Origin of the sequence: Clostridium saudiense (genome assembly GCF_000577815.1) — a bacterium.
In the GTDB taxonomy this organism is placed as follows: domain Bacteria; phylum Bacillota; class Clostridia; order Clostridiales; family Clostridiaceae; genus Clostridium; species Clostridium saudiense.
On the sequence record NZ_CBYM010000023.1, the window covers coordinates 23,724 to 35,391 of the forward strand.

Below are 11,668 nucleotides of genomic sequence, written 5' to 3' on the forward strand. Positions count from 1 at the left end.
CCTCCTATAAAATGTACTCGAATTCGAAGTCATTTAATCTAACCATGTCTCCATCTTGTACGCCCATCTCTCTAATTTGTTGTAATACTCCCTTATTATTAAGTACCTTATGGAAGTATCTTAATGAATCTGCATCATGAATATTTACAGATGCAAGTAATCTATCAACGAATGATCCAGTAACAACGTAAGTGTTGTACTCTTCACCTTCTTCAACGTTAATTTCATATGTGAATCTCTTTTCTTGCTCAACATATCTTTCTTCATCTGGAATTTCTAAATCCATTACTGGAATTTCTGTTAACATCTTACCAGCTTCTTTGATAACTTCTTCAACACCAGATTTTGTAGCTGCAGACATTTTAAATACTTTATCGAATCCTAATTCATTTACTTTCTTCTTGAAGTCCTCAAAAACTGATTCATCATAAAGCATATCTGCTTTATTAGCTACAACTATTTGTGGTCTATCCCAAAGCTTTACAGAATACTTCTTAAGTTCTTCATTAATAGTAACGAAATCTTCAAAAGCATCTCTTCCCTCAACACCTGAAATATCAACTACATGAATTAATAATCTAGTTCTTTCAATATGTCTTAAGAAATCAAGTCCTAATCCAACACCTTCAGCAGCACCTTCAATTATTCCTGGAATATCAGCCATAACAAATGAATTTATTCCTTCAGCTTTAACAACACCTAAATTTGGCTTTAAAGTTGTAAAGTGATAGTTTGCTATCTTTGGCTTAGCAGCTGTAACAGTTGAAAGTAATGTTGACTTACCTACATTAGGGAATCCAACTAATCCAACGTCAGCAAGTAATTTTAATTCAAGAGTTAATACTCTTTCTTCTGCTGGCATACCTGGTTCTGCGAAATGTGGTGCCTGTCTTGTTGGTGTACAGAACTTGCAGTTTCCTTTACCACCTTTTCCACCTCTAGCAATAACATATGTGTCATCTTTATGTGAAAGGTCAGCAATAACCTTATTACTTTCGAAATCTCTAACAATAGTTCCCATTGGAACTCTTATGTATAAGTCTTCTCCGTCCTTACCATAACATTTTGAACCTGATCCATTTCCTCCAGATTCAGCTATAAACTTTTTCTTATATTTGAAATCTAAAAGTGTTGTTAATCCTGTATCAACAGTGAATATAACGCTTCCACCTTTTCCTCCATCTCCACCATCTGGTCCTCCAAGTGGAACATACTTTTCTCTTCTAAATGTAACTGCTCCATTTCCACCAGCACCTGATATAACTAATATCTTGGCTCTATCTATAAACATAGTTACTTTCCTCCTTGTAACTTTTTTTAATGTTAAACATAATAATCTATTTTTATTATTCCATAACATATATATTTTATAATAGTATATATAAATTATATATCTATTACAAGAATAAAAGCACCCTTACGGGTGCTTTTACCTATATAAATATAATTATTCAGCTATTTCTTCAACGCTTACTGGGTAAACAGAAACTTTCTTCTTGTCTCTTCCCATTCTTTCAAATCTTACGATTCCGTCTTCTTTAGCAAATAAAGTGTCATCTCCACCCTTACCTACGTTTAGACCTGGGTGAATCTTAGTTCCTCTTTGTCTGTAAAGGATGTTTCCAGCTAAAACGAATTCTCCGTCAGCAGCCTTAGCACCTAATCTTTTAGATTCAGAGTCTCTACCATTCTTTGAACTACCTACCCCTTTTTTGTGGGCAAATAATTGAAGGTTCATCATTAACATACTCATTACACCTCCTCGAATTTTATTTTTATATATTTATTCCGTCTATTTTTACCAAAACTAGCGTCAAGGGACATAATTAAACTTTCTAAACTTTTTTCAAAGGTTAAAAGTAATATCTGTCCTCGTTCAATATCTTCATCATTAAGATTATGTAAATTCAGTGATAAAAATCCATCATTTATTTCATACTTTACTGGTAGCTTTAAAACTTCCTGCATGCCTATTACAGCACTTTGAGATAAAACCGAAACACTATTACAAATCATGTCATATGCATCACCTGTAGTGCTTTCTATTTCTTCTCTAGATAAAGCATGACCTTCAATCTTAAATCCAAGCGATATATCTTTTTGTTTAAATATAATAATCTTAATCATATCTTAAAATTAAGCTTCGATTTTTTCGATTACTAATTTAGTGTAAGGTTGTCTGTGACCAGTCTTCTTTCTGTAGTCCTTCTTAGGCTTATACTTGAAAACAGTGATCTTCTTAGCCTTACCTTGAGCTGCTACCTTAGCAACAACTTTAGCTCCTTCAACTACTGGTGCACCAACAGTTAAAGTTTCTCCGTTAGAAACAGCTAAAACTTCTGTTAATTCGATTGTAGAGTCAACTTCAGCGTTTAATTTTTCAACGTATATTACGTCTCCTTCTTGAACTCTGTATTGTTTTCCTCCAGTTAATAATACTGCGTACATTCTAAAAACACCTCCTCTTAAACGGTCTCGCCAATGTAGGTACAAAGATTTAACTTTGTTTTTAAAAAACCCGTTATGTGCGGTTTACAAATGACATTTTATCATATAAAGTTACATTTTGTAAAGAAATTTATTATACTTTTTCAATTGTTTTAATTTTGTACTTTTGGTAATTTTCTTTTTGTGATACAAATATAAGTGGCTCAACCCTGTACCCCTCTATATCATACACAAAATTCAAATAAACCTCTTTATCTAATCCATCAATATTTTTTAAAAATTTAACTATATCCTCTTTGATGTCATCTTCATAATTCTTATCAATCTCTATGTAAAAATCCTTTATTGAATTTTCATTAGAGCATTTTATTATTTCATTTCTAATAAGATTTTCAATATATGATAATTTTAAAAGGAATCCATTACTTTTACATTTTCTACAAGGCTCTTCTAGATATTCATAAATAGATTTTCCTTTTCTTTTTCTACTAATTTGAATTAAATCAAGTTCAGTAAACGGAAATACTTTAACATTACCTTTATCAGCTTCTAGAGATTTTTTTAATGCTTTTATAACGGGCACTTTTTGATTTTCATCTCTCATATCAATAAAATCAACTACTATGATACCACTTAAATTTCTCAATCTAATTTGTCTTCCAACTTCCTTAGCTGCTTCTAAATTAGTTTGCATTATAGTCTTATTAAAATCTCTTCCCTTGATATTTTTCCCACTATTTACATCTATAACATACATTGCTTCCGTTTTATCAATAACAATATATCCACCACATTGTAAATTCACTTTTTTATGTCTTAGTTTAAGTATTTCCTTTTCTATTCCACTATAATCAAATAATGTTCTTTTACCTTCATAAAATTTAAATTCAAAATTATTATTTCCTTTAGTTAATCCCTTAATATTTTCAAAAAATTCATCATCATCATCAGCTGTTATACTAGTTTTTCTATCATCTAATTCTTCAAAAAACCTAATTATCATGCTATTTGATTTTATTTTTCCAATAGTTGTTGAGTATCTAAGCTTCTTTTCCATCTCTTCTTTTTTTTCTAATAATGAATTTAATTCACTTAGCAATTCCTCATTAGTTGCAGCTTTTGATTCTGTTCTAAAAACTATTTCTACACCTTTAATAGGTTTAGTAAGATTTATTAGTCTTTGTCTTTCTTCTAAGTCAGAAATCCTTTTAGATATAGTAATTCCTTCTACTCCCATAGTTAAAACAATATATCTACCAAGTATATTAACTTTATTGCTAACTTTAGCACCTTTATTACCTAAAGGTTCCTTTAAAACTTCTACTAAAATTTCTTGACCCTTCTTAATTCCAACCCTTTTAAGTTCTTCACTATAATACATGTAGGCTTCTTTATCTAATCCAATATCTAAAAATATTGAGTTAATTCCTGGAATTATATTCTTGACTCTAGCCTTATAAATCTCTCCAATTTGCGGTTCATTAGTTTCCTCTTCAACGAGGCATTCTACCAATTCACCATTTTCTTTTACTGCTATTCTAATTAATTCTTCTCTCTTCTCAACAAAAATTTCTCTCATATTAAAACTACCTTAAATTCCCTTATATAAAGGAACATATTTATTATTTTTTAAAATATACATCTCTTCTCTTTTAATATTGACGAAAGAATCAGGGTTAATTTCTGATACCTTTCCTTTTAAATAAGTAACTAAAAGATCAGCCGAAAGATTTTCTCTACTTCCTGTTGCTATTAAAGTATTTAAAATTAACTCATTATCTTTTACCCAGTACTTAAACTCTTTAACTAGCGGTTTTATATCAGTAAGCTTTTCACCTTTTTTAGTTTTCTTTACAATTTCCCATTTAGATTCATTAAGAGTTTTACCCATTTCTTCTTCTACTTTAGAAGTTCCATTAAGTTTTACCTTAATTGTATATCTAGCTCCATCTAAAAGTGCCATTGCTTGAGGCAATCTCTTAACATTTTCTATTATTTCAACTGGTGTTGCATGTAAAAACTTAATTGTAGGAGGAGCACTTTCATTTAACTTTTCTATTACTTCTCCTACTCCTAGAGATTCTGTTAAAACTAAATCTAAATACTCACCATCTGAATAAACTCCAACTGAAAGTGGTTGCGCTATAGATAATGCCATATGTGGATTAAATCCTTTTGAATACTCAACAGGTAATCCTGATCTTTTTATTATTCTTTGAATAGTTCTCATTAAATCTAAGTGTCCAATAAACTTAATATCAGCACCTTTAGTAAATTTAATTACGTATCGCACCTTCAAAACACTTCCCTTCTTTAAAGTTTACATTTATTCCGCATCCAGTACATCCTTCTAAACAATTTCTTGTAAGCTCTGCTCTCTTAGCCTTTTCATTTTCTCTTTCAAGATATTTTCTATTAACTCCAATATCTATGAAATCCCAAGGAAGCACTTCATCATATCCTCTTTCTCTATATACATAGAAATCAGCATCTAAATTACATTCTTCCATAGCTTCTTTCCATATTTCCATATTGAAGTATTCTGACCATCCATCAAATTTAGCACCTTTTTCAAATGCTTTAATTAAAACATCACAAGTTCTTCTATCTCCTCTTGCAAATACAGCTTCCATAAATGAAGTTTCTTGTTCATGATAGTTATAAACTATACTTCTTGATTTAATAGCACCTCTAACAGCTTTAATTCTTTCATCTACTATTTCTGGTCTAGCCATTGGAGCCCATTGGAATGGAGTAAATGGCTTTGGAACTAATATAGATGTACTTACCGTAATCTTTAATCCCTTATTTCTAACATCCTTTGGAATGCCAAAATAAACATCAGCCATCTTTTCTGCTAACTCACCAATTCCTGCCGCATCTTCAGTAGTTTCATAAGGAAGTCCTAATATGAAGTATAACTTAATAGTACTCCAACCTGATTCAAAAGCACTTTTTGCTGCTTCTAAAATTCTCTCTTCAGTTAACCCCTTATTTATTATGTCTCTCATTCTTTGAGACCCTGCTTCTGGAGCAAAAGTTAAACCTGTTTTTCTAACTTTTTGAATTTCTTTAATTAAATCAACAGAGAAAGCATCAACTCTAATAGATGGTAATGCTATACCAACTTTTTTAGCTTCGTGCTCCATAACTAAACTAGATATTAAGTTTTGAATATTTGAATAATCACAAATACTTAATGAAGCTAATGATACTTCATCATATCCAGTAGCCTTAAGAGCCTTTCTTGCTTGTTCTAATAAAGTATTTGTAGTCTTTTCTCTAACTGGTCTGTAAATCATACCAGCTTGACAGAATCTACATCCATTTGTACATCCTCTAGCTGTTTCTAAAACAACCCTGTCGTGAACTATATCAGTATATGGAACAATCATTTCATCTGGGAATGATACAGCATCAAAGTTATTAACTATTCTTTTCTTAACTTTTGCAGGAACATCTTCATATTTAGGAGTAAATTCTTTTATAGTACCATCTTCATTGTAAGTTACATCATATAATGAAGGTACATAAATACCACCAATTTTTGATATTTCTCTTAAGAACTCCTTCTTATTAACTTTTCCATTAGCTTTATGTTTTGCATATACCTCTAAGACATCGTTCATCATTTCTTCACCTTCACCAATTTCGAAGAAATCTACAACATCATATAAAGGTTCTGGATTATAAGCACAAGGACCTCCAGCCATAATTATCGGCTCTTCTTCTCCTCTTTCGCTAGCCCTAATAGTTATTCCTGACATATCAAGCATATTTAATATGTTTGTATAACTCATTTCATATTGAAGAGTAAAGCCTAACATATCAAACTTATCTAATGGTGTTTTAGTTTCTAGAGTAAATAACTTTATGTCATTTTCTCTCATTAATGTTTCCATATCTGGCCATGGTGCAAAAACTCTTTCGCAATATGTATCTTTTCTTTCATTTATAGTATGATATAAAATTCTTGTTCCTAAATGCGACATACCAACTTCATATACATCTGGGAAACAAAAAGCAAATCTTATATTAACATTTTCAGGATTTTTTATAACTTGATTTAATTCTCCACCAACATATCTTGATGGTTTTTCTACTTTACATAAAATATCATCAGTTATCTTATTCATAGGTACCCTCCTTTAATTAAGTTAATAGTTAATAGTTTTAAGTTAGTAGTTAATGAAAAAATTCAGCTTAAGCCGAATTTCTCACTACTACTAACTTTTAACTCTTAAATCTTAACTTCTAACTATCTAACTGCTATTCTAGCATAATCATTATTAAAAAGTAAACTAATACCCATCCTTATTTCTTAAACCAAAGTATTCCTCTAAAGTAATATTACCATACAACTTTAACGCCTCTATTAATTCGTCTTCATTCATAATAAATACTACCTTTAAATCATCATCTAATACATAAAATATATTAAATCTATTTTTATCTACCATTGACATAACATTTGCAAGTCCTTGCTTGTAGTAAACTGATATACTTTTGTTTTCAATATATTTATTTCTCAACAATTTATTTCTTTTCACAAATATATTTCCCATCAATATATACATGGCAGATTTTTCTTCACTTCTTGTAATTAAACATATAGCAATTGAAGCAATAAGTATACTTACATTTATTACGCCACTATATGCAAATACAATTATAAAAATAACTAATAATATAACTCCTATCGTATAACTTATTTTAGAAATTATATCATTAGCTCGTCTATACAATATCTTTTGAGACAATAATATTTCTAATACTCTTGCCCCATCTAGTGGATAAGCAGGAAGTAAATTAAAAAATAATAAACTTATATTAATATTAATCATTTTATCTATCAATATATTATTACTTGCAAAACCAATACACCAAAATATACATATAATTATAAAGTTAGCAAAAGGACCTGATAAATAAATTTGTAGTTTTTCTTTTTTATTTAATTCATCTATATTAGCAAACTGAGCACTTGTTCCATATATATGAATCTGAATATCATTAAACTTACAGCCTTTTCTTTTTGCCACTAATATATGCATTCCTTCATGAGCAAGTATACTTATAAATGCTAAAATAATTGAATTGTTAAAGCTTAAAAGTATAAAAAATACTATGAATTCTGCTAAAACACTTCTTTTCCATCTATCCATTTACCTCTCCTTCTTAGTCAAACCATTAGTAAAACATCAACCTCCTTAATACAATTGCATAAACTGAATTCTTATCTTAAGACAAAGTTTTAAACTTTCCTTAATTTTAGAATTCATTATACCCCAAGCACCCCTAGTCTATTGTCCCGTCAATTATTATATCCAACCTAAACAAGTGGGAGTATTATACCAACTAACCATTTGATAAACATTAAAAATCAACCTTATCCCCACCTAAACTTGTTTTTATGTAATTACTTATTTTATTAACTATTTTTGACAAATCAAAGCTTTCTACTTCTTGTTCAACTTGGCTATAAGTTGTATCATTAATTACTGCTTTTACATTTTCATATGCCCCTGTTTGACCTGGTGCATATTTCAAATAAAAGCTTGCCATCAACATAAAAATAACTACAACTAATTGATAAATAAAAACATTAGACATACTTGAAAAGAACTCTTTCTTTTTTCTTTTATTATTGTTATATCCATATAGTTCTTCAAATGAATTCCTTGTGTATACTGGTGAATTATTTTTCTTTACATTTTTATTTTGTAAACCTTGATAGTAATTTTTATATTGCGAATTATAATTTCCCATTTCTACCTCCCTAAAAAATTGATTATTAAATTATATTTTACAACTAAAAAAAATATGCAATATATTGTGTTACAACATATTGCATATCCTGATATCTAAAAATTAAGTTTTGTTTTTCTCATTCCTACATTTATAACTAGTCCTAATGATAATATTGTAGTTAATAGCGAACTTCCTCCATAACTAACTAATGGAAGAGTTATTCCCGTTATAGGCATTAACCCTATAGTCATACCTATATTTTGCCATATTGCAAATAAGAAGTATGCTACCATCCCCGTTGCTATAATTCTACCAAAAATATCTTTAGAATCCCGTGCTATATTAATCATCCTTGAAATCAATATTCCATATAGAGTTAATAAACAAATTGCGCCAAAAGTTCCCCATTGCTCACAAACTTGAGTAAATATAAAGTCTGTTTGAATTTCTGGAACATATTGTGATGAATACCCTCCAGTTCCATCATTAGCTAACGAATTCAAGCTTCCAAAAAATCCACCTGATCCAACTGCTATAAGAGATTGTCTCAAATGATATCCTGAATCTGATGAATCTGCTTCTGGGTTCTGAAATGATGTAATTCTTCTCTTTTGATAATCTTGAATTAATCCTGAATTCCATACTAGAACTATTCCTAATATTAGTGCCCCTAGACCACCTAATATTATTCTATTATCTAGACCGCCAATAAAGAACACTCCTAAAACCATAAAGAATAATACCATCGTCATACCCATATCAGGTTGAATAACAATAAGTCCTGCAGGTATTATTGCATAAAAAGCTAATATACAGAAATTTTTAAAATTATTTATTTCTCCTTCCATATCATCTAACTTTTTACCCATCATCATTATTGTCCCAATTTTTGCAAGCTCTGCCGGCTGGAAAGATAATGGCCCTAACCTTATCCATCCTTGAGCCCCATTAATTGTTGATCCTATTAATAATACTAATACTAATAATGCTATTGATGCCCAATAAAATATTGGTGTAAATGCCTTAATAATTGAATAGTCTATTGCTACAACAAAATATAATAAAACTAATGATGCCACAAAGAAAATGCTTTGCTTCACAGGAAATAGCATTCCCCCAGCAGATGTTTTCTTTGCTAAATATATATTAACTATGCCAAACATCGTTATTAATATTATCGATATTAGCATCCACTTATCTACCCTTTTCAGTTCTTTCAAACTCATTTTAAACTTTGATAAAGGTATCATAACTTTACCTCCTAGAATTTATACCCACTTATTATATCTTATTTCCTCTTTTTTCTCCATAAAGAATTATACTGTTCCATATAAAATTCATAAAGTTTTAAGAATTAATTTACTTTAATGTTAAATATAAAAATAGTATATGTATTCTAATTTAATCTATGATAGTATATGTATTCTAATTTAATCTATGAATTCTTAATATTTTAAAATAAAAAAATGCATCAAAAAATAATGTTAACACAACAATAAGCATAGTAACAAATTTCAACTAACAAGTTGCAAATTAATGAATAAATTCAGCTTAATCTAAATTTACAAAAACACCCCAAGGTGTTCCAAACCTTAATCTGTCACTTGTCACTTAATAAGCTTGTCATCTGATTAAATCTTTATACATTTTGTGTTAACATTATAATTTTAATACACCTATTTTTTATCTTCCTCTTACATTCTTTATAGGAATATTGGCAATTAGTGCAGGTCCGCCTTCACCTTCAACGTCCTCACTTCTATTTAACGAAATCTCAACATCATTAGCATCTATTTCTATATACTTAGAAATAACCTCTAATATTTCATATCTAATCTTCTCTAAAGTTTCCGGAGCTATATCGCCTCTATCATGAATTAGTATTAATCTCAATCTATCTTTAGCAACTTCTTTTGGTGTAGTCTTATTAGAAAATACCCTTAAAAAATCCATAATGACCAATCCCCCTAATTTTTCTTAAACATTCTTTTTATTGCTGAAAATATTCCGGTAGATTCAGAACCTAACTTAAGTAGTGGAACTTCTTCCCCTGTGATTCTCTTAGCAATATTTCTAAACGCTTGGCCAGATTGAGCTTTATCATCTAAAACTATAGGTTCACCTTTATTAGTAGAAACAGTTATGCTTCTATCATCTGGAACTACTCCTAAAAGCTTAACTGATAAGGTTTCTATAATATCTGAAACATCAAGCATATCTCCCCTTTTTGTCATTTCGTAATTTAATCTATTAACTATTACTGCATGATCTTCTAATCCTTTTGCATCTAATTTACCAATTACCCTATCAGCATCTCTTACTGATGTAATTTCTGGATTTACAACTACAATAGCTTTATCAGCACCTACAACTGAGTTTTCAAAACCTTGTTCGATTCCAGCTGGGGAGTCTATTAATACATAATCAAACTCTTCCTTTAATTTATTAACTAAATCAAACATATCTTGCGCTCTAATATCATCTTTATCTTTTGTCTGAGCTGTTGGTAAAAGACAAAGATTAGGATACCTTTTATCTTTAATTAACGCTTGCTTTAATCTACATCTGTTTTCAATTACATCAATAATTGTATATACTATTCTATTTTCTAATCCCATTAATACATCAAGGTTTCTAAGCCCTGTATCTCCATCTACAACTACTACCCTTTTTCCTAACGCAGCTAATGCTGTTCCTAAGTTTGCAGTTGTTGTAGTCTTTCCAACACCACCTTTACCTGATGTAACAACTATCGAAATTCCCATGTCAATCCCTCCACTTTAGTAAATATATTTATTTGGTAAGTATGGCTCTACTACTATGTAACCATCTTTTATTTTTGCAACTTCTGGATAAGATGGCTTAATACCATCATCTGGCGGTACAGTAAGTATATCTGATATTTGCATTAACTCAGGTTGCATTGAAAATGCAGCTATTATAGATTTTTTATTTCCACCAGTTCCAGCTTTAACATGCCCCTTTATACTTCCAAGAACTATAATATTGCCTCCTGCTGAGACCTCTGCACCATTATTTATATCTCCTATTATAATAATATTGCCAGGATAATCAACCGATTGTCCACTCCTTATTGTTTTCTTGATAAATTTAGTTTTTCCTTCATGAACCCCATTAAAAACTTTAATATTATTAGTTTCCTTCTTTACTTTACTAATATCATCAAAAACGCAATCCTTTATATTTATTTTTTGAAATAATTCATCTTTTAATTTGCTTATATCAGAGTTACTAATATGTTTAAAATTAGCTGTGATTTTTAATATTGAATTTTTATAAAAACCTTTATTAATTGACAAGCTAGATACTAATACTTCGAGCATATCATCAAAGCCTATAAACTTTTCTGTATCAATAGTAATATTTACACCATCTTTGTTCCCTTTTATTTGTATTCTATCATCCTTCATTGGCAATCCTCCACCAATTAATAACTCAATTTAATATT

General features: G+C 29.7%; 13 protein-coding genes. All 13 read right to left on the bottom strand.

The window, feature by feature from the left end:
- Positions 1–4 precede the first annotated feature (4 nt).
- On the bottom strand, positions 5–1,291 hold the full coding sequence (gene obgE / locus TY07_RS11375; RefSeq protein WP_042399761.1) for a GTPase ObgE: 1,287 nt from the start codon (positions 1,289–1,291) through the stop codon (positions 5–7).
- A gap of 156 nt (positions 1,292–1,447) precedes the next feature.
- Positions 1,448–1,747: a 50S ribosomal protein L27 gene (gene rpmA, locus TY07_RS11380; RefSeq protein WP_042399852.1), complete on the bottom strand. Its 300-nt coding sequence runs from the start codon at positions 1,745–1,747 to the stop codon at positions 1,448–1,450.
- Positions 1,748–1,752: 5 nt separating this feature from the next.
- Positions 1,753–2,127, bottom strand: a complete 375-nt coding sequence (locus TY07_RS11385) for a ribosomal-processing cysteine protease Prp (protein ID WP_042399765.1) — start codon at positions 2,125–2,127, stop codon at positions 1,753–1,755.
- Positions 2,128–2,136: 9 nt separating this feature from the next.
- Positions 2,137–2,448, bottom strand: a complete 312-nt coding sequence (gene rplU / locus TY07_RS11390) for a 50S ribosomal protein L21 (protein ID WP_042399768.1) — start codon at positions 2,446–2,448, stop codon at positions 2,137–2,139.
- A 133-nt stretch (positions 2,449–2,581) separates the two neighbouring features.
- Positions 2,582–4,027, bottom strand: coding sequence for a ribonuclease E/G (locus tag TY07_RS11395; protein ID WP_042399771.1), 1,446 nt, complete (start codon positions 4,025–4,027; stop codon positions 2,582–2,584).
- A 12-nt stretch (positions 4,028–4,039) separates the two neighbouring features.
- The gene (locus tag TY07_RS11400) at positions 4,040–4,741 is read right to left on the bottom strand and encodes a TIGR03936 family radical SAM-associated protein (protein ID WP_042399856.1); all 702 of its coding nucleotides are present in this window, start codon (positions 4,739–4,741) and stop codon (positions 4,040–4,042) included.
- A complete protein-coding gene (locus TY07_RS11405) occupies positions 4,725–6,584 on the bottom strand; it encodes a TIGR03960 family B12-binding radical SAM protein (RefSeq protein ID WP_042399774.1) in 1,860 nt (619 codons plus the stop codon). The genes TY07_RS11400 and TY07_RS11405 overlap by 17 nt, the downstream gene beginning before the upstream one ends.
- Before the next feature lie 165 nt (positions 6,585–6,749).
- Positions 6,750–7,613: a site-2 protease family protein gene (locus TY07_RS11410; protein ID WP_042399776.1), complete on the bottom strand. Its 864-nt coding sequence runs from the start codon at positions 7,611–7,613 to the stop codon at positions 6,750–6,752.
- 211 nt (positions 7,614–7,824) lie between these two features.
- The gene (locus TY07_RS11415; protein ID WP_042399779.1) at positions 7,825–8,217 is read right to left on the bottom strand and encodes a hypothetical protein; all 393 of its coding nucleotides are present in this window, start codon (positions 8,215–8,217) and stop codon (positions 7,825–7,827) included.
- A gap of 95 nt (positions 8,218–8,312) precedes the next feature.
- Positions 8,313–9,449 carry a rod shape-determining protein RodA gene (gene rodA, locus TY07_RS11420; RefSeq protein ID WP_042399782.1) on the bottom strand — a complete coding sequence of 379 codons (1,137 nt, stop codon included), beginning with the start codon at positions 9,447–9,449 and terminating at the stop codon, positions 8,313–8,315.
- Positions 9,450–9,882: 433 nt separating this feature from the next.
- Complete coding sequence (gene minE, locus TY07_RS11425; RefSeq protein ID WP_042399785.1) at positions 9,883–10,152, bottom strand: cell division topological specificity factor MinE; 270 nt, start codon at positions 10,150–10,152, stop codon at positions 9,883–9,885.
- 14 nt (positions 10,153–10,166) lie between these two features.
- Positions 10,167–10,964 (bottom strand): septum site-determining protein MinD, encoded by a 798-nt coding sequence (gene minD / locus TY07_RS11430; RefSeq protein WP_042399788.1) that lies wholly within the window; start codon positions 10,962–10,964, stop codon positions 10,167–10,169.
- Between the two features lie 15 nt (positions 10,965–10,979).
- Positions 10,980–11,630: a septum site-determining protein MinC gene (minC, locus tag TY07_RS11435; RefSeq protein ID WP_042399791.1), complete on the bottom strand. Its 651-nt coding sequence runs from the start codon at positions 11,628–11,630 to the stop codon at positions 10,980–10,982.
- Positions 11,631–11,668 lie beyond the last annotated feature (38 nt).